The sequence below is a fragment of the Streptomyces sp. NPDC005722 genome, assembly GCF_040630935.1.
In the GTDB taxonomy this organism is placed as follows: Bacteria; Actinomycetota; Actinomycetes; order Streptomycetales; family Streptomycetaceae; genus Actinacidiphila.
Genome location: NZ_JBEXYN010000035.1, coordinates 71728 through 89407 on the forward strand (window position 1 = coordinate 71728; position 17680 = coordinate 89407).

Annotated in this window: 16 protein-coding genes; 5 read left to right on the forward strand and 11 right to left on the reverse strand. The window is 73.5% G+C overall.

Translation table 11 applies throughout. From position 1 onward, the window contains the following. Positions 1-6: 6 nt before the first annotated feature. Genes ABZ479_RS30725 through ABZ479_RS30740 form a run of 4 tightly spaced genes read right to left on the reverse strand, consistent with a single transcriptional unit; the run spans position 7 to position 3740 of the window. On the reverse strand, positions 7-1503 hold the full coding sequence (locus tag ABZ479_RS30725) for a glycosyltransferase 87 family protein (RefSeq protein WP_500464608.1): 1497 nt from the start codon (positions 1501-1503) through the stop codon (positions 7-9). Beyond that, complete coding sequence (locus ABZ479_RS30730; protein ID WP_500464609.1) at positions 1496-2350, reverse strand: methyltransferase domain-containing protein; 855 nt, start codon at positions 2348-2350, stop codon at positions 1496-1498. The genes ABZ479_RS30725 and ABZ479_RS30730 overlap by 8 nt, the downstream gene beginning before the upstream one ends. Continuing rightward, entirely contained in the window at positions 2347-3003 is a 657-nt protein-coding gene (locus tag ABZ479_RS30735) for a TIGR04282 family arsenosugar biosynthesis glycosyltransferase (RefSeq protein WP_500464610.1), read from the reverse strand. Before ABZ479_RS30735 ends, ABZ479_RS30730 begins: the two co-directional genes overlap by 4 nt. Continuing rightward, positions 3000-3740, reverse strand: coding sequence for a glycosyltransferase family 2 protein (locus ABZ479_RS30740; RefSeq protein WP_500464626.1), 741 nt, complete (start codon positions 3738-3740; stop codon positions 3000-3002). The genes ABZ479_RS30735 and ABZ479_RS30740 overlap by 4 nt, the downstream gene beginning before the upstream one ends. Before the next feature lie 117 nt (positions 3741-3857). Between ABZ479_RS30740 and ABZ479_RS30745 the strand changes: the two genes are divergently transcribed. Both ABZ479_RS30745 and ABZ479_RS30750 read left to right on the forward strand, forming a co-directional pair. After that, positions 3858-4574, forward strand: coding sequence for a response regulator transcription factor (locus tag ABZ479_RS30745; protein WP_500464611.1), 717 nt, complete (start codon positions 3858-3860; stop codon positions 4572-4574). Continuing rightward, the gene (locus ABZ479_RS30750) at positions 4564-5676 is read left to right on the forward strand and encodes a sensor histidine kinase (RefSeq protein ID WP_500464612.1); all 1113 of its coding nucleotides are present in this window, start codon (positions 4564-4566) and stop codon (positions 5674-5676) included. The genes ABZ479_RS30745 and ABZ479_RS30750 overlap by 11 nt, the downstream gene beginning before the upstream one ends. A 44-nt stretch (positions 5677-5720) precedes the next feature. Here the strand turns inward: ABZ479_RS30750 and ABZ479_RS30755 are convergent, their stop codons facing one another. The 4 genes from ABZ479_RS30755 to ABZ479_RS30770 all read right to left on the reverse strand — a co-directional run bounded on the left by ABZ479_RS30755 (position 5721) and on the right by ABZ479_RS30770 (position 9121). Next, positions 5721-6773: an NAD-dependent epimerase/dehydratase family protein gene (locus ABZ479_RS30755; RefSeq protein ID WP_500464613.1), complete on the reverse strand. Its 1053-nt coding sequence runs from the start codon at positions 6771-6773 to the stop codon at positions 5721-5723. Between the two features lie 82 nt (positions 6774-6855). Beyond that, the gene (locus ABZ479_RS30760; RefSeq protein ID WP_500464614.1) at positions 6856-7242 is read right to left on the reverse strand and encodes a hypothetical protein; all 387 of its coding nucleotides are present in this window, start codon (positions 7240-7242) and stop codon (positions 6856-6858) included. An 8-nt stretch (positions 7243-7250) separates the two neighbouring features. Further along, complete coding sequence (locus ABZ479_RS30765; RefSeq protein ID WP_500464615.1) at positions 7251-8387, reverse strand: molybdopterin-dependent oxidoreductase; 1137 nt, start codon at positions 8385-8387, stop codon at positions 7251-7253. A gap of 110 nt (positions 8388-8497) precedes the next feature. Next, positions 8498-9121, reverse strand: coding sequence for a CGNR zinc finger domain-containing protein (locus tag ABZ479_RS30770; protein ID WP_500464616.1), 624 nt, complete (start codon positions 9119-9121; stop codon positions 8498-8500). Positions 9122-9250: 129 nt separating this feature from the next. Here ABZ479_RS30770 and ABZ479_RS30775 point away from each other — a divergent pair, with 129 nt between their 5' ends. Together ABZ479_RS30775 and ABZ479_RS30780 are read left to right on the forward strand one after the other, a co-directional pair. After that, positions 9251-9799 carry a carboxymuconolactone decarboxylase family protein gene (locus ABZ479_RS30775; protein WP_500464617.1) on the forward strand — a complete coding sequence of 183 codons (549 nt, stop codon included), beginning with the start codon at positions 9251-9253 and terminating at the stop codon, positions 9797-9799. Positions 9800-9962: 163 nt separating this feature from the next. After that, the gene (locus ABZ479_RS30780; RefSeq protein ID WP_500464618.1) at positions 9963-11420 is read left to right on the forward strand and encodes a dihydrolipoyl dehydrogenase family protein; all 1458 of its coding nucleotides are present in this window, start codon (positions 9963-9965) and stop codon (positions 11418-11420) included. 34 nt (positions 11421-11454) lie between these two features. On the opposite strand, the gene ABZ479_RS30785 is transcribed toward ABZ479_RS30780, so the two are convergent. The 3 genes from ABZ479_RS30785 to ABZ479_RS30795 all read right to left on the reverse strand — a co-directional run bounded on the left by ABZ479_RS30785 (position 11455) and on the right by ABZ479_RS30795 (position 15656). Beyond that, positions 11455-13569 carry a SpoIIE family protein phosphatase gene (locus ABZ479_RS30785; protein WP_500464619.1) on the reverse strand — a complete coding sequence of 705 codons (2115 nt, stop codon included), beginning with the start codon at positions 13567-13569 and terminating at the stop codon, positions 11455-11457. A 279-nt stretch (positions 13570-13848) separates the two neighbouring features. Then, the gene (locus ABZ479_RS30790; RefSeq protein WP_500464620.1) at positions 13849-14346 is read right to left on the reverse strand and encodes a hypothetical protein; all 498 of its coding nucleotides are present in this window, start codon (positions 14344-14346) and stop codon (positions 13849-13851) included. A 2-nt stretch (positions 14347-14348) separates the two neighbouring features. Next, the gene (locus ABZ479_RS30795; protein WP_500464621.1) at positions 14349-15656 is read right to left on the reverse strand and encodes a molybdopterin-dependent oxidoreductase; all 1308 of its coding nucleotides are present in this window, start codon (positions 15654-15656) and stop codon (positions 14349-14351) included. A gap of 636 nt (positions 15657-16292) precedes the next feature. Here ABZ479_RS30795 and nhaA point away from each other — a divergent pair. Beyond that, on the forward strand, positions 16293-17609 hold the full coding sequence (nhaA, locus tag ABZ479_RS30800) for a Na+/H+ antiporter NhaA (protein WP_500464622.1): 1317 nt from the start codon (positions 16293-16295) through the stop codon (positions 17607-17609). The last annotated feature ends 71 nt before the right edge of the window (positions 17610-17680 follow it).

Below are 17680 nucleotides of genomic sequence, written 5' to 3' on the forward strand. Positions count from 1 at the left end.
CCGCAGCTACCGAGGTTTGGCTTTCATCTCCGCATGTGTGGGGGAATGGTGAATCGCGCCCCGGCGTCCGTGCGGGAACCGTCGCCCCGGGCCGGCGCGGAGCCAGGCCCCGGCCACGACGCACACGGCGGCCGCACCGTACGCGCACGTCTGAAGGGGGATGCCGGGCAGCAGGCCGCCCCCGAGGTAGAGGAGGGTGCCGGCGAGGGTGACGGACAGCCACTCCCAGCGGCCGTCCAGCGCGACGAGACCGACGACGAGCAGCGCGTACCAGGGGTAGTTGGGCGACACCAGCAGCAGTGCGGTACCGGTCAGCGCGAGGGCACCGCGCCATGGGCGGGCCGGGTCGCCACGCCACCACACGTGCAGGGCCAGCAGAGCCAGGAGCACAAGGACGACCGCTCCCGCGGCGGCGTCCGGCAGCAGCAGACGCAACAGCGCGAAGCGGTGCACGTCACCGGGTTCGTAGCCCTCCTCCCGCAGGTAGCCGGGCAGATAGCCCAGGACGCCCGCGCCGGACGCGGCGACGTACGGCAGGTAGGTGAGCGCGACCACGGCGACCGTCGCCGCCACGGTGCGCGCGATGCGCGCCGGACCGCGCTCCCCGGACAGCGCGCCGGGCAGTGTCACCAAGGGCAGCACCTTCACGGCGACGGCGGCACCGAGGAGCGCGCCGCGCCGGGCCCCGGCGCCGGCGGTACCGAGGGCGAGCACGGTGAGCAGGACACCGAGGGTGTCGATGTGGGCGTTGTTCACCGCTTCGAAGGGGACGGCCGGGCACCACGCCCACAGGGCGGCGAGCGCCGGGGCCCGGCGGGGGTCACCGCGCCTGCGCAGCACCGCCAGCAGGGCGACGGTGGTCGTGAACGCCAGTACGGCACCGCCCGCTTGGAGCGGCTTGTGGCGGCTGCCGGACGGAGTGAGGAAATGGACGGCGGCGAACCAGCCTTCGGCCACGGGCGGGTAGACGGTCGGCACGTCGGGCCGGTTGATGCGGGTGCACGAGCCGCTGTCCGTCCGGGTCAGCCCCCAGCCCCGGCAGGATCCCGTGGTGGGGAACAGCCAGTCGTCACGCAGTCCGGTGAGTTCGCGCGCGGCGGGAGGACGGGCGTACGGGGAGATCCCGGCGGCCTGGACACGGCCGTCCCATGCGTAGCGGTACATGTCGGTGCTGGTGCGGGGTGCGGCGGCCATCCCGGCCAGTGCCACGGCGGCCGCCCCGGCGAGGACGAGCGCCGTGGCGGCGCGTGCCGGGACCTTGCGGACGGCCCATGCCGAGGCGGCGAACAGCGCCCAGGCGACGGCGTATCCGGCCAGTATGCGGCCCGGGTCGCTCCGGCTGTCGCCTGCGCGCAGGGTGCCGACGACGACCGCGGTCAGTGCGGCGAGGAGCACCGCGACGGCGATGGTGCGGACGCGGGCCGGCGCGCGCTCCACGGATGCCACGGGCGGGAAGGTCGGCGGCTGAGGGGACCGGTGGTGTGCGGCGGTGGCGTCACTCATGCGCGTCGGTCCTCCCTGTGGTCCTCGGGGGCCCGCCGGCGCGGCGCAGTTCCACGAACGAGCGGTCCTCGCAGGTCCACCGGGCGGCCGGGACCCAGCCCGTCGCCCGGGCGGTGCGCAGCAGTGCCGTGGTGCCGAGGCGGGCCCAGGCAAACGGACGGCCGTGCCGGCCTCCGGCGTCCTCGACCCGTACGGTGAGGCGCTCGTCCCGGTCGTGGGGCGCGGCCTCCGCCAGAAGGCGCCCACCGGGCGCGACCAGGGCGTGAAGGCGGGTGAGGAGGGCGGGCGGGTCGCCGCCGATGCCGATGTTGCCGTCCATCAGCAGGACGCTGCCCCAGCGGCCCTCCCCTGGCAGGCGGTCGAAGACGGAACGGCGTACGGCGGACCCGCCGTGCTGCCGGGTCCGGGCCACGGCGGCCTGGCTCACGTCCACGCCGAGTGCCCGCACCCGGCGCGCGGCGAGGGCGGCGACCAGCCGTCCCGGTCCGCAGCCGACGTCGAGGACGGGGCCGGTGCACCGGTCCAGCACGCTGGTGTCGGCGGCGTCGGCGGGAGCGCACCAGCGCTCCACGTCCAGCGGCAGCAGTTGCCCTGCCCCCGCAGTGCCGTCCGGTGCGCCGGGGGCCGACAGGTGGCGCAGGAAGAGCGGGCCCCGGCCGGTGCGCAGGGCGTGGGCGTAGGGGTCGTCCGTCCACGGCTCGCCCGGCTGCACCGGCTGCTGCCCGACCGGACGGGGCCCTACGGGGAGGCCGCCGGGCCGCTCCGGCTTCCGGGTTCTCCAACGGGCCGCGGGCCGCGTCGCCGGCTCGGCGAGGACGGGGTCCGGGCTGCCTGCCGTGCCGCTCACCGGCCCGCCCCCGCGAGCGAGTTCAGCGTCGCGGCGAAGTGCGAGCCGGGCGGGCAGCAGGCGGCGACCTCGGCTGCGTCCGGGCCTGTGTCCACGTCACGCAGCACCGGCAGGTCGCGCACGCTGAGCCCGGCCTCGACGAGCCGGCGCCGCTGCGTCGCACCGGTGCGGTCCGTGGACATCGGCACGCCGCGCACGAGGGCCGCGGCGCGCCCTGGTTCGGCGAAGCCCAGTGCCCAGAAGCCTCCGTCCGCGGCCGGCCCGAACCAGGCGTCGTGGCCGTCGCGTCCGGCCTCCGCGAGGAGTTCCACGGTCAGTTGCGGGGTGTCCATGCCGACGAGGAGGGCCGGTCCGCGGTGGCAGAGGGCGAAGGCGGCGGCGATCCTCTCGTCCAGGCCGCCGCTCTCCTGGCGGACGACGTCGATGCCGGGCGGCAGCCATGGCCCGGGAGCACCGTCGAGGACGAGGACCCGGCGGCGGGCAGGGGCCCTGAGCACCGTGCGCAACGTGTCGGCGAGTGCCGCCTCCGCGAGTGCGGCGGCCTCCCGGGGCGTGTACGGGGGAGTGAGCCGTGTCTTGACCCGTCCCGGCACGGGTTCCTTGGCGATGACCAGCAGCGTGGCGTGGCTCGCGGCCGGCTGACGGGGGCTCATCGCGCCGTCCCACGTGCGGTTTCCGCGGTCGCCGGTCCGGCGGCGGGAGGTTCGCTTGCGGGAGGTTCGGCGAGCACGGAACGCATGTCCCGGACCGCCTGCCAGGTGCCGCGCCAGGTGCCGGTGACCTTGGAGCGGCCCGTGCGCGGAAGGTACGGCACGTCCGTCTCCTCCACCCGCCATCCCGCGTCGGCGGCACGGACCACCATCTGCAGGGGGTAGCCGGAGCGGCGGTCGGTCAGGTCCAGGGCGAGCAGGGACTCGCGGCGGGCGGCGCGCATCGGTCCGAGGTCGTGGAGGCGCAGGCCGGTGCGCCGGCGGACCAGCCGGGCCAGTTCCAGGTTGGCCAGCCGGGCGTGCGGGGGCCACGCGCCTCGCGTGACGGGCCTGCGCCGGCCGAGGACGAGGTCGGCGGTGCCGGCCAGGACGGGTCCGGCGACGGAGGGCAGCAACGAGGGGTCGAGGGAGGCGTCGCAGTCGCAGAAGCAGACGACGTCGGCCGTCGCAGCGGTGAGTCCCGCATGACACGCGGCACCGAAACCACGCTGTGGCGCGTGGACGACGTGGGCCCCGAGGGCCCGGGCGATGTCCGCCGAGCAGTCGGTGGAGCCGTTGTCGACGACGATCGCGCGCCAGCCCTCGGGGACGCGGTCCAGCACCCACGGCAGGGCCTCGGCCTCGTCGAGGCAGGGCAGCACCACGTCCACCGGGACGGACGGAGAAGGGGATGTCTCGATCACCCGACTCACCCTACGGGCGTAAAAGCCGCAAAAGGGATTCCGCTGTCTTACGGATCGCTGACGTCCGCCGGCGCTCCCGCGGTCGGCCGAAGACCGGGTGCGAGACTCGACGACGTGAAGCACGTACTCGTCGTGGACGACGACGCCACCGTGGCCGAGGTCGTGGCCGGCTACCTGAACCGCGCGGGCTTCGACGTGGACGTGGCCCCCGACGGACCCTCCGCCGTGGCCCGGGCCGCCGCGCGACCGCCCGACCTCGTGGTCCTGGACCTCATGCTCCCCGGCATGGACGGCCTGGAGGTCTGCCGCCGCATCCGCGACGACGGACCGGTCCCCGTGATCATGCTGACGGCACGCGGCGACGAGGAGGACCGCGTCCTCGGCCTGGAAGTCGGCGCCGACGACTACGTCACGAAGCCCTTCAGCCCCCGGGAACTCGTGCTCAGGGTGGAGTCGGTACTGCGCCGTACGGGAGACCGGACGACCCGGGTCCCGGACGGATCAGGGCTGCGCGCCGGTCCCCTCGTCCTGGATCCCGGCGCCCGCCGCGTCGTCCGCCACGGCGTCGAGCTCTCCCTGACGATCCGTGAGTTCGACCTGCTGGAGTTCTTCCTGCGCAATCCCGGCCGCGCGACGAGCCGGGAGGAGCTGATGCGCCGCGTGTGGGGCTGGGAGTTCGGGGACCTGTCGACCGTCACCGTCCACGTGCGACGGCTGCGCGAGAAGGTCGAGAGCGATCCCGCTCACCCCCTCCTGATCAGCACGGTGTGGGGCGTCGGCTACCGGTTCGACCCGCCGGCGGCGGACGAGGGAGCCCGCGATGGTGCATGACACCCTTCTCATCGTGGTCTACGCGGCCATCGGCGCGGCCGGTGCGGGCCTGCTGGGCACGGGCGTCCTCCGGCTGCTGCGCAACCGCTCGGTCGCCCTGTCGCTGGCGGTGGTGGCCGTCGTCACGGTCGCCGCGATGCTCGCCGGAACCATGCTGGTGTCCTGGGCCATGTTCCTGTCCGACCACGACCTGTGGGTCGTGACCATGGTCTGCTCGATCGCCGCGGCGGTCTCACTGGCGGTGGCACTGACGCTCGGACGCGGTGTGGTCCGCGGCAGCCGGGCCCTGGCCGAGGCCACCCGGGCCCTCGGCGACGGCGGCGGTTTCACCCCGCCCGCCGCCGCGCCCACCGCCGAACTGGCCGAACTCGGTCGTGAACTGGCCGCCACCAGTGCGAAGCTCGCGGCGTCCAGGGAGCGCGAGAGGGCCCTGGAGGACTCCCGCCGCGAACTGGTCGCCTGGATCTCCCACGACCTTCGCACGCCGCTGGCCGGACTGCAGGCCATGACCGAGGCCCTGGAGGACGGCATGGTCGAGGACCCGGCCGTCTACCACGCCCGCATCCGCACGGAGGTCGAGCGCATGAGCGGCATGGTCGGCGACCTCTTCGAGCTCTCCCGCATCCAGGCCGGCGTCCTCGCGCTGCACACCACCCGCGTGTCGGTCTACGACCTCGTCGGCGACGCGCTCGCGGGCGCGGCCGCACTGGCGAAGGAGCACGGCGTGCGGATCGTCGGGGACGGCGTCGAACCGGTCCCGGTCGAGGTCGACGGCCGCGAGATGTCCAGGGTGCTGGCCAACCTGCTCGTCAACGCGATCCACCGGACCCCTGCCGACGGCACGATCGCGGTGTCGGCCCGCCGGGAGGCGGACAGCGTCGTGGTGTCGGTGACGGACGGCTGCGGCGGCATTCCCGTGGAGGACCTGCCCCGGGTCTTCGACACCGGCTGGCGCGGCACCGACGCACGGACCCCGCCCGCCGGAGCGGGGCTGGGCCTGGCGATCGTGCGCGGGATCGTGGAGGCGCACAGGGGCCGGGCCGCGGTGTGCAACGTCCCCGGCGGCTGCCGGTTCGAGGTCCGCCTGCCCGCCGCGGTCTGAGTCGCCGCCCGCTCCCCGGAAGCCCGCCCGGTCGTCCGGACGGGTCAGCCGTGCCGCAGCGGCGCCGTCGCGAACTCCGCCATCCCCTGCGCGAACACGACCCGCGGCCGCCAGCCCAGTTCCTCGCGCAGCCTGCGCGAGGAGGCGGTGATGTGGCGGACGTCGCCGAGCCGGTACTCACCCGTGACCACCGGTGTCTTGGTGCCGTGCGCCCCTGCCAGGGCGGCGGCCATCTCCCCGACCGTGTGCGGCTCACCGCTGCCGACGTTGTACGTTCGCTCGGCCCCCTCGGGCAGCCCCGGCAGCTGCTCCAGGGCGGCGAGGTTGGCCCCGGCCACGTCCCGGACGTGGACGAAGTCACGCCGCTGGCCGCCGTCCTCGAACACCCGCGGCGCCTCACCGCGCTCCAGCGCCGACCGGAACAGCGAGGCGACCCCCGCGTACGGGGTGTCGCGCGGCATCCCCGGCCCGTACACGTTGTGGTACCGCAACGCGGTGACGCGTCCGCCCACCGCGCGCGCCCACGCCGAGGCGAGGTGCTCCTGCGTCAGCTTGGTGGCGGCGTACACGTTGCGGGGGTCGAGCGGTGCGTCCTCGGCCACCAGCCCGGGCGCCAGTGGTTCGCCGCACCGTGGACACGGTGGTTCGAAGCGTCCCGCGCGCAGGTCCGCCACCTTGCGCGGTCCGGGACCCACGACGCCGTGCGACGGGCACTCGTACCGTCCCTCGCCGTAGACCACCATCGAACTCGCCAGCAGCAGCGACCCGATTCCGGCCTCGGCCATGCCGGCCAGGAGCACCGCGGTGCCCAGGTCGTTGCAGCCCACATAGGCGGGTGCGTCGGCGAAGTCCTTGCCCAGGCCGACCATTGCCGCCTGGTGGCAGACGGCGTCCACGCCCCGCAGGGCGTCGGACACCGCCTCCGCGTCGCGGACGTCCGCGTGCCGCCAGTCCACCCCCGCGGGGACCGGCGGGGGCGTGCGGTGCGCGGCGGGCAGCAGCGCGTCGAGCACGCGCACCTCGTGCCCGGCGCCGGTGAGGGCGGTGACGACGTGCGAGCCGATGAAGCCCGCACCTCCGGTGACCAGGATCAACATGATCCGACCGTACGGCCGCCGGCCGGCCGTGCGGCCGAGCGACGCCGTCACGTCAGCCTTTCGTAAGCCTTCCCGCCGCCATTCACCGCCGACGGCGGCGGGCACCCCGCACGGTCACCACGAGGATCGTGACCACTGCCACGGCAGCCAGCGTGACCAGCCAGTTGCGCGGGTAGTCCAGCGGCAGGACCGAAGGGTTGGCCGGTTGCCCAGGGCGGAGCACCACCGGCAGGGCGACCACGGTCAGGGCGCCGCCGACCAGCAACGCCGCGCGGACGGGCCCGCGAGGGCCCCCACGGACCAGCGCCCGGCCGATCAGCAGCACCAGCGGTGCGACCAGCGCGTCGTGCAGCACCACCGCGCCGCCGAGCCAGAGCAGGACGCCCGGCAGGTCGGTCACCCCCGCCAGCAGGCGGACGCCCACTCCGGCGAGCAGCACACCGACCGCGCCCGTGAGCCACCGTGTCACCCCCGCCCTCACGCCAGCACCTCCAGCCGGCCGACCCACTTGGTCTGCAGCACACCCGGCCGGTTCGGGGCGATCAGGCGAGCGGGATAGCCGTGGTCCGGGGTGAGCTCCGCACCGTTGAGGCGCAGGGCGAGCAGGGTCAGCGGGTCGCGCGCGTACGTGTGTCCCATCTCGGAGACCCGGTAGCCGCCCCGGCGTTCCAGGGAAATCACCCGTACCCCGGCGTGCGGCGGGGCACCCGCGAGGTCCAGGAGGTCCGCGATCCGCACGCCCTGCCAGTGGGCCGACGTGCTCCAGCCTTCCACGCAGGCGATCGGCAGCTCGGCCTCGTGCTGCCGCAGGCCCCTCAGCTCGTCGAGTGTCAGCGTGTACGGCCGCGGCCCGACGACCGTCAGGCGGTAGCGGTCGGCCGTGACCGGTCCGACTCCGGCCGCGACGGCGGTGCGGTTGACCGGCAGGCCCTGCGGGCCGTGGTCCGGATGGCGTGGTGCCAGCAGGACGAGACCCTTCAGCGGGGTGAAGGACTGTCCCACGGTGGTCACGGTGACCGCGCCGACCGCTGTCGCCACCGCGGCGAGCAGTGAGCGGCGGCCGGGACCGTCCTCCTCGGGCAGGGTCAGGGTTCCCGGAGACCGCCGGCTCCAGTGGTCCCGGATCTCCGGCGCCTTGACCGCGATGTGCAGCAGGACCGATCCGGCCGCCAGCCAGGCCACGGCGTAGTGGACCGGTACGAAGGAGAACGGCCACGGATACCACTGCGCGGTGTTCAGGAGGCCGGTGGCGAGTTCGAACAGGGCGGCGGCCACCAGCACGGCCACCGAGAACCGTTCCAGGGCGTGCCGCAACGACCTCACCGGAGGCCAGGAGAACAACCGCGGGTACACCGTCCACAACTTCGCCAGCAGCAGCGGGACCGCGGCGATGCCCGAAGCGACGTGCAACCCTTGCGTCAGCCGGTAACCCCACACCGGACGGCTCGGCAGGTCGCCTGCCGCCCAGCCGGGCGGATGCTGCAGCAGATGGCTGATCAGACCGGTGGCGAAGCACACCGCGAAGGCGATCCCGAGCCACCGGCCGATCGAGGTCGCCGTTCGGGCGTCGTGCAGCGGGGCGGTGAACCGTGGCGGGAACAGGCGTGATCTCATACGTCCATCCGAGCCGTCACCAGGGCGTTACGGAACAGCCCGGCCCCTTACGGAACAAGGACGTTCGAGCCCCGGTCTGGCTGCCGTGAGCCCATGTGTCACGGGGCCGGTCACCGCGCGGCGTGGTGGCGCCGGTAGTGGCGGGCGACGCGTTCGCGGTTGCCGCACGCGGGGGAACACCACTGGCGGCGCGGGTGATCCTTGACGAAGAACAGCAGGCAGTTGGGCGCCAGGCAGGGGCGCAGGCGGTCGCGGTCCGGCCCGCTGAAGAGCTCGACGGCCTGGTGCGCGATGAGCTGTACGGCAAGGCGTGCGGGCGACCTGTCGCCGCGGTAGACCCGTGAGGTCTGCCCGTCGGCGGGCCAGAGGAGTTCCGGCCAGGCGTGGGCAAGCGCGTTCAGGGCGCTGATCGCCTTCTGCCGCTCCAACTCCGGCGCGGTGGCGGGCGGACGGGGGTCTTCGGTCGTCTCCGCAGCCAGCCGTCGCAAAGCGTCGCGCAGGGTACGCAGGGACGCGGCCACAGGGCGCACGTCGTCCACACCGAGTTGCTCAGGACGGATCCCGGTCTCGGCCCGGAGCCGCCCGGCGACCGCCTGCAGCCAGGCCGAGACGCCGGCGTCGTCGGCGAGGGCGTCGCCAATGCCGCCGTTCTCGACCGCGACGGTGTTCATGAGCTCGACGGGCAGCGGTTCCCCCAGCAGCACCGCGCTCGTGGTCGCTTCCTCGGTCCTCATGCTGCCCAGTCTATCGCTTTTCTAATGGTTGACATTCGCAGTTTCCATTTGACTCCGCGAAGCAGGCGAGTGAGGATCCTAATGGTTATGGAAATCCCAAACATTAGTTACTCATGGAAGGAGTCCGTCGTGTCCGTACTGCCCCTCATCGACCCCGCCGAGGCCACCGGCGACGCCGCGACCCTGCTCGCCGAGCTGAAACGGACCGTCGGGTCCGTGCCGAACATGGCGAAGGCGATGGCGAACAGCCCGGCCCTGCTGAAGGGATGGATGAGCCTGTCCGGCGCACTCGCCGGCGGCGTGCTGCCCGCGGCGATCCGGGAGCGCCTGGCGCTGGCGACGGCCGAGTACAACCGCTGCACCTACTGCCTGTCCGCCCACACCTTCCTGAGCAGGAACGTCGCCAAGGTCGACGACCTCGAGATCGACCGCGCCAGGCACGCGGAGTCCGCCGACCCCCACGTGGCGGCCCTGCTCACCCTGTCCGACGCCATGGCCCGCGGTCGTGGCGCGATCGACGGGACCACCCTCGAGGCGGCCCGCGCCGCCGGCGTCACCGACGCCGAGATCGCCGAGGTCGTGGGCAACCTCGCCCTCAACATCCTGACGAACTACTTCAACCTCGTCGCCGACGCGGACAACGAGTTCCCCGTCGTCGTGCCGCATCAGCAGCTCTGACGACTTGAGCCGTTCGGGGGACGTCCCGGCGCCTGCTCGGCCCATCGTTCCGCGCCATCCGCGAGCCGCCGGCAGCAGGCTTGCAAGAGGCGTTCTCCACCCGCCTCCCGGGACCTGACGACAGCCCGCAGACCAGCCACGAGGACGGAATGAGGAAGCAGCAATGACCGAGGAATCCAGGACCCAGGGCGACGACACCTACGACGTGATCGTGCTGGGAGCAGGCCCCGTCGGGCAGAACGTCGCCGAACACGCCCGCGCGGCGGGACTGTCGGTGGCCGTGGTGGAACGGGAACTGGTCGGCGGAGAGTGCTCGTACTGGGCGTGCGTGCCCAGCAAGGCGCTGCTGCGGCCGGTCATCGCCGTCGCCGACGCGCGGCGGGTCGACGGAGCCCGGCAGGCCGTGACGGGGCCGCTGGACACCGGCCGGGTCTTCGCCCGCCGGGACCACTACGTGACCGACTGGGACGACAGCGGCCAGGCGCGCTGGGTGAAGTCCATCGGCGCGGACCTCTTCCGCGGCCACGGGCGGCTCGACGGGCCGCGGAAGGTGACCGTCACCTCTGACAACGGCACCCGGCACACCCTTGCGGCGCGGCATGCGGTCGCCGTCGCCACCGGCAGCCGCCCGCTGCTGCCCGGCATCGAGGGCATCGAGGAGGCCCGGCCGTGGACGAACCGCCACGGCACCGACTCCAGCACGGTCCCCGGCCGCCTGGTCATCGTCGGCGGCGGCGGGGTCGGGGTGGAGATGGCGACCCTCTGGCAGGGCCTGGGCGCCCAGGTCACCCTCGTGGCCAGGCGTCCCCTGCTCTCGCGGCTGGAGCCGTTCGCCGGCGAACTCGTCGCGCGCGGGCTGACCGACGCCGGCGCGCAGGTGCGCATCGGCGTCCAGGTGACCGCGCTGCGCCGCCCCGTGCCCGGGGGCCCGGTCACCTGCGTCCTCAGTGACGGCGGCGAAGTGGAGGCGGACGAGATCATGTTCGCCACCGGGCGCGCCCCGCTGACCGACGACATCGGCCTGGACACCGTGGGCCTCACCCCCGGCACCTGGCTCGACGTCGACACCACCTGCCTGGTCCGCGGGGTCGACGGCGCATGGCTCTACGCGCTCGGCGACGTCAACCACCGTGCCCTCCTCACCCACCAGGGCAAGTACCAGGGGCGCACCGCCGGCGACGCCATCGGCGCGCGTGCCGCCGGCCGTCCCCTGGACGACGCCCCCTGGGGCGACCACGCCACCACCGCCGACCAGCATGCCGTACCGCAGGTCTTCTTCACCGACCCCGAAGCGGGCGCGGTGGGCCTGTCCGCGGCCGAGGCCGAGGAGGCCGGTCTTCCCATCAGGGTCGTCGACCTGGACTTCACCGCCGCCCAGGGCGCCAGGCTCTACGCCGACGGTTACCGGGGCCACGCCCGTATGGTCGTCGACACCGATCGCGAGGTCCTGGTCGGCGTGACCTTCGTCGGCCCGGGGATCAGTGAACTGCTGTACTCCGCCACCGTCGCCGTCGCCGGTGAGGTCCCCCTCAAGCGACTGCGGCATGCCGTCGCCTGCTTCCCCACCGTCAGCGAGATCTGGACCTTCCTGATCGCCGCCTACCACCGCGGTGGTGCGTGAGTCGATCCGGCCGGGCCTCGGCCCGCGCCGTACCTCACGCCGCGCGGAGCAGCAGCAGGGCCATGTCGTCGGTGCCGGGCGTGGTCCGGACGGCGTGCTGGACGAGGTCGTCGGCGAGGGTGTCGACGGGCTCGTCCGGGGCCCGGCCGACCCGGCGGGCGAGCTCGCCGATCGCCTCGTCGATGTCGGCGCCGGGGGATTCGACGAGTCCGTCGGTGTAGAGGACGAGCGTGGTGCCGGGAGGGAGCGGAATCTCCGCGGTGGTGTAGACGGTCTGCTCCTGGATGCCCAGGAGCAGACCGGGCGGCAGGCGGAGGACATCGGTGCGGCCGTCGGGGTGACGGACGAGCGGCGGGAGATGGCCGGCGGTGGACAGGTGGGCGCGGTGCCGGGCCAGGTCGAGGTGCGTGTAGAGGCAGCTCGTGAAGAGGCCCGGGTCGAGGTCGATCAGGAGGCGGTTGGTGCAGGTGAGGACCTCGTGCGGGCGTGGGCCCGCTGTGGCGTGGGAGTGGACGGCGGCGCGGACCTGTCCCATGAGGGCGGCGGCGCTGATGCTGTGTCCCTGGACGTCACCGATGACAGCGGCGGCGGCACCGGCGGTCTCGCAGCGGATGAGATCGTAGAAGTCACCGCCGATCTCCATGCCCCGGCCGGCCTGCCGGTACCTGGCCGCCACTTCCAGACCGAGGACGTCCGGCAGGCTCCTTGGCAGTAGCCCGGTCTGGAGACTGTGGGCGAGCTGTTGCTGCGTGTCGTAGAGGCGGGCGCGATCCAGTGCCTGGGCGATGAGTCCGGCCAAGGCGGTCAGGACGGCGCGTTCCGCCGGGGGGAAGGCCTTGGGCCGGTCATAGGACAGGACGAGGGTTCCGACGGGGTGTCCCGAGGTGATCAGGGGCAGGAAGGCCCAGGCGTCGCGGGAGCGGTAGCGGACGGCTTCGGGATAGGCCCGCTGGAAGTCCGCGAAACTGGCGAAGAAGCTCGGAATACCGCTGACCAGCGCCTTTCCGGGTGGTGTGAGGGCTGTCCACGGCGCCCCGTCGTAGCGGTTGACGAAGCCGGCGCTGTACCCGCGGTGCCCGATGACGCGCAGCCGGCCTTCTTCCATCATCATCAGGACCAGGCCCTCTGGCCCGAAGGCGGGTACCAGCTGGTCGGCGACGAGATCGACGACGTCCTGCGTGCCGACGGCCTGCGTCAGGGTCGCCGCCAGGTGCATCAGCTGGTACTGCTCGGCCACGGTGGCGGACTCCGCCGACGCCTGTCGTCCGGAATCGCCGGTCGCCGCCGCTTCGAGCTGTGAGTGAGTGATGTGGACGCTGATCCCGCAGGCGTCCGGGTAGAGCTGGAAGCGCAGCCAGCGGTCCGGCGGACGAAGCGCGGTGAAGGACGTGGGCTCACGGCCCAGGACAGCGGCGCGGTAGCGGTCCTCGTAGACGGGATGGTCCAGCCACGGCAGCACCTCCCAAAGCCGGCTGCCCATCAGGTCGGCCGCGCCGGCACCGAGCAGATCGGCCGCGGCGGCGTTGGCGTACGTGACCCGCCCGTCCATGTCCAGCGCGCAGCAGCCGATGGGAAGGCGCTCGGAGAACTCCGCGGCGGCCAGGGCCTCGGCCTCGCTCCGGGTGAAGCGGCGTGCCGGCGTCAGCACCTGCGGTTCGCTGCGGGGCAGGATCGGCTCGCCGCGGTCGGAGGCCTGCTGCAGCAGGAGGCCGGTGTGGCTGCAGAAGGCGCTGATCGCGTCCCGTTCGCGCCGGCTGAGCTGCGGCGGGTGCCACAAGGGCCACAGCAGCGCGATCCCACCCCAGTCGGTGGTGTCCTGGGTGATCGGGGCGGCCGCGAGCATGAAGTCGTACGGCACCACCAACCCGACGTTCGGGTAGTGGCGGGCCATGTCCTCCTGGCTGCTCAGCCACACCAAGCGGTGCTCGCGGATGGCGTCCGTCACCGGTGTGGAGGTGCCGAGCGCGACCCGCGTCCAGGGGGCGACGATCCGCCGGGAAGCCCCGGAGACCATGGCCAGCTGCTGTACCCGCCCACCGGGAAGCACCAGGTAGAACAGGCCGACGGAAGCGCCGGTCGCCTGCACGACCCCGGCGAAGGACCCCTCGAGCTGCTCCAGGCCACTGGCAGCGGTTGCCGGACGGGTCACGACTGGCACCTCCTTTCGAGCGGAAGGACCTGCATGTGCCAGGCCGTCCCGTCCCCCCAAGGGCACGGTCGCCCGGTGCCGCTCGGGTTCGCGTGGAGCCCGGCCCGCACTCCCGCTCGGTCGGCCGCCGTCTGGGAGGGGCTGGGACCTGCGCTTTCGCGCCTGCGGTGTGGGGTCCTCCGATGGGGACGCCTACCCGATGACCCTATGGTGACTCCCGCGGGAGGGGAGCGGTCCCTTCGAGGACGGGACGGCCTGCCGGGGCCGCCGCAAGCCGGATCAGCGGGGGGAGGCGTTCGGCGGGGGTTGTTCGTCGTCGCGCGCCTGCCGGTGGATCCGGCCCAATTTCAGGGCGAAGAGCACGGCGGACAGACCGAACAGCACGGCGGTGACGGCCAGCCAACGGCCGAGGTGGACGGTGTCGGTGAGCCCCGTCGCTCCTGGGTACGGTCGGGACAGACGGAAGATCAGGGGGAACCAGACCAGGAGCAGGACGCCGGACAGGAAAGCCGGCACCCGCAGGTAGTTGATCCACGACGGCGTCGGCATCTTCGGAACGCGGTGACGGAGTACGGAGCGGGCCTTCAGGTCGGCGAGCGAGTACAGCGGCAGCAGGACGAGGTCGTGCAGGACGGCCGCGCCCACCAGCCAGATCGCCACTTCGACGGGCCGCAGCGCGAACAGGCGGACGCAGGCGTAGCCGGTGACGGCGAAGGAGCAGACGAGGACGAGCAGGTGGAGGGGACCGGCGCCGTACCAGCGTGGGAATCGGCTCATGATCACGTCCGGAAGGTGAGTCGGTGCACCCACTTGGTGTTGTTGACCCCCGGATTGGCCGGCACGATGACACGCGCCGGGAAACCGTGGTCCAGGGACAGGTCCGCCCCGTTGACCCGCAGGGCGAGCAGGGCCCGCGGGTCGTGGATCTGGTTCCCGCGGAGCAGCACGGAGCTGTAGGGGCCCGGCGGCTGGACGGACTCGACCAGCACGCTCCCGGCTCCGCGCAGTCCGCCGAGTGCCGCGAGGTCGGACAGCCGCAGGCCCTCCCAGTGCTGGTCATCGGTGGACCAGCCCTCGACGCACGCGATCGGCAGGGCCGCGGTGTAGCGCGGCATCGCCAGCAACTGCTCACGGGTGAGCACCAGGGGCCGTCCGGCGCCCCGTACTTCGAGCCGCCAGGCCGGGCCGACGAGCTCGGGGGTGACGCCGACCGACGCGGCCGTCTTGTTGATCTGGAAGCCGTTCGGTCCGCTGCCCGGATCGCGACCGTGCGGCGCGAGCAGCGCGGTGCCGCGCAGCCGGCCGCCGATGCTCTGCCCCGCGGTGACGACCAGCAGCAGCAGCGATCCGGCGCCGACCATCCCCACCGCGCCGCGCCGGCTGATCGTCGCGGCGGCCGGCGCCACGGGCACGAGGCCGTCCGCGTCGGGAGGCTCGGGACGGGTGCCGGAGACTCCGGTGCGCAGTTCCCGGAACGGATCGCGACCGCGCAGGGCGCGCGTCATCCGGCCGAGCCTGAGGCCCACGTGGGCGACGAACGCGGCGACGAACACCCAGGCGCCGTAGAAGTGCAGGGTGTAGAAGGAACCGGGGAAGACGTAGAAGAGCTGGACGTTGAAGATCCCGGTCACGAACTCGAAGACGGCCCCGCCCACCAGCAGGAGCAGCGACAGGCGCTCGAGGGCGTGGGCGGCGGACCGCAGCGGCGGCCACACGAACAGTTTCGGGATCACCGACCACAGTTTCGCCAGCACCACCGGCACGAGCACCACCCCCAGCGTCACGTGGACGCCCTGGGTCAGCCGGTACAGCCAGGAGGGCCGGGTCGGCCAGTCGAAGAGGTAGAACCCGAGCAGGCCCTTGTCCGGCGTCTGGTCGTTGAGCGGCCCCAGCCCCGGGTTGTAGGCGGCGTAGGAGAGCAGGCCCGTCACGAACATGACCGGGATGCCGAACAGCAGGACGAGGCCGAAGACCGACGTCAGCCACGGCCCCCGGATCGGGCTGCGCCAGAACCCGGGCCGGAACGGGCCGGGGGGCGCGGGCGCGGAACCGATCCGCCGCCTGACCCCTCGCGCACGGGCGGTCACGGCCGGGACGAGCCTCTGACGGCGTCCGTGCTCGGCCGCGCGGGCATCGTCCGGACCATCCGGCCGACCGGCCGGCGACGGCTGTCCGCTGCCGCTCATGAACCACCCTCCAGCGTCAGGGCGTGCCCGGGCAGGACAGCGGCCGTGATCCAGCCACCCACACATATCCCGGCCTGCGCCGGAGGCCGCCCCGCCGCCGCCGAGGAACCCGAAACACCGACCGAAAGGGGGTGTGATCACGCCAGGCGGGTGACAGGTGCGCAGGCGGCGGCAGGGCGAGGGGTCCAGCCACCCGGCGGCGGCCCGCCCCGGGAAGCACCGCACCTCCTTGGCGCGGCCCGACGGCTGATCCGCCACCCACGCCGACGCCGCCCCGACCGCGACCCTGCCAAGCGGCACCACACACCACGGCCCCGACCACGTGCGAGCACGGCGGCTCCACGGCCCCTCGGGGTCAGGGCGGCACAGCGGTCGGACGGGGACCACGGACCTCCCCGCCCGGGGCCCGGTCACTCCGGTGCCCCCGCTAGGGTGTCAGTAAGGCGTCAAGAAAAGGCGCCCGGTGTGCCGGGAAGTCTGGTCGGCGAGTCAGGGGCCGCGTGCCCTTCGTCGCCGACACCCCGGAGGTTCGCCCTCGTGGCCGCCACCCCACCTTCCCGGCCTTCCACGTTCCTCGGCGTGCTCCCGTGGCCTGAGCGGCGGGCCGTCGCCCGCGCCTTGCGGACGGAGACGGTCGGTGGGCTGGTTCTGCTCGCGGCCGCGGTGGTGGCCCTGGTGTGGGCGAACAGCCCGTGGGGCGGAGCCTACGAGGCCGTGCGCGACGTCCGTTTCGGAGTCCCCGCCCTCGGGCTGGACATGTCGGTCGGGCACTGGGCCGCGGACGGGCTGCTGACGGTCTTCTTCCTGGTGGCCGGGATCGAGCTGAAGCGTGAGCTCGTCGTCGGGGAACTGCGCACTCCCGCGACCGCCGCGCTGCCGGTCATCGCCGCGGTGTGCGGGATGGTGGTCCCCGCGGGGCTGTACGTGACGGTCGCCGCGCTCGGGGGCGGGAGCCTGCGGGGCTGGGCCGTGCCCATGGCCACCGACATCGCCTTCGCACTGGCCGTGCTGGCGGTCATCTCCACCCACCTGCCGGCGGCCCTGCGGGCCTTCCTGCTGACCCTCGCCGTGGTGGACGACCTGGGTGCGATCCTGGTGATCGCGGTGTTCTTCACCTCCGACCTGAACCCGTGGGCGCTGGCGGGGGCGGTGGCCGGGCTCGCCGTCTTCTACGGGCTGCAGCGGCTGCGGGTCACCGGTTGGTGGTGGTACGTGCCGCTGGGCCTGGCGATCTGGGCCCTGATGTACAACGGCGGCGTGCACGCCACCGTCGCCGGTGTCGCCATGGGCCTGATCCTGCGCACCACCCGGGACGACGACGAGCTCGCCTCGCCCGCCGAGCGGACCGGATACCTGCTGCACCCGCTGTCCGCCGGCATCGCGGTTCCCCTCTTCGCCCTGTTCGCGGCGGGCGTCACGGTCTCGGGCGGCGCTCTCGGCGAGGTGTTCAGCGACCCGGAGCCGCTGGGCGTCGTCGTGGCCCTGCTCTGCGGCAAGATCATCGGCATCTTCGCGGGCACCTACCTCGCCGCCCGCTTCACCCGTGCCCGTCTCAACCCGGACCTGGCCTGGGCGGACGTCTTCAGCCTCGCCACCCTGGGCGGCATCGGCTTCACCGTCGCCCTGCTGATCGGCGAACTGGCCTTCCCACCGGGCGAGGGCGAGCACGTCAAAGCGGCCGTCCTCGTCGCCTCGCTGGCATCGGCCTGCCTCGCCTCGCTGCTCCTCCACCGGCGGAACCGGCTGTACCGGCGGCTGTGCGCGGAGGAGGACGCCGACGCCGACGGCGACGGCGTTCCCGACATCTACCAGCGAGGCGCCGGGACGACCGCGGCGGCCGAACAGCAGGACTGAACGCCGGGTTATGGGGCCCGGCGCCTGCCGGTGTGCCCCGGGGGAGGGCGGCGGGCCGGAGCCCGCCGCCC

Coding starts and splice junctions, on each gene's coding strand:
- ABZ479_RS30780 (WP_500464618.1), top strand. CDS start 9,963: ATGACCGAGGAATCCAGGACCCAGGGCGACGACACCTACGACGTGATC.
- ABZ479_RS30725 (WP_500464608.1), bottom strand. CDS start 1,503: ATGAGTGACGCCACCGCCGCACACCACCGGTCCCCTCAGCCGCCGACC.
- ABZ479_RS30735 (WP_500464610.1), bottom strand. CDS start 3,003: ATGAGCCCCCGTCAGCCGGCCGCGAGCCACGCCACGCTGCTGGTCATC.
- ABZ479_RS30750 (WP_500464612.1), top strand. CDS start 4,564: ATGGTGCATGACACCCTTCTCATCGTGGTCTACGCGGCCATCGGCGCG.
- ABZ479_RS30770 (WP_500464616.1), bottom strand. CDS start 9,121: ATGAGGACCGAGGAAGCGACCACGAGCGCGGTGCTGCTGGGGGAACCG.
- ABZ479_RS30755 (WP_500464613.1), bottom strand. CDS start 6,773: ATGTTGATCCTGGTCACCGGAGGTGCGGGCTTCATCGGCTCGCACGTC.
- ABZ479_RS30765 (WP_500464615.1), bottom strand. CDS start 8,387: ATGAGATCACGCCTGTTCCCGCCACGGTTCACCGCCCCGCTGCACGAC.
- ABZ479_RS30790 (WP_500464620.1), bottom strand. CDS start 14,346: ATGAGCCGATTCCCACGCTGGTACGGCGCCGGTCCCCTCCACCTGCTC.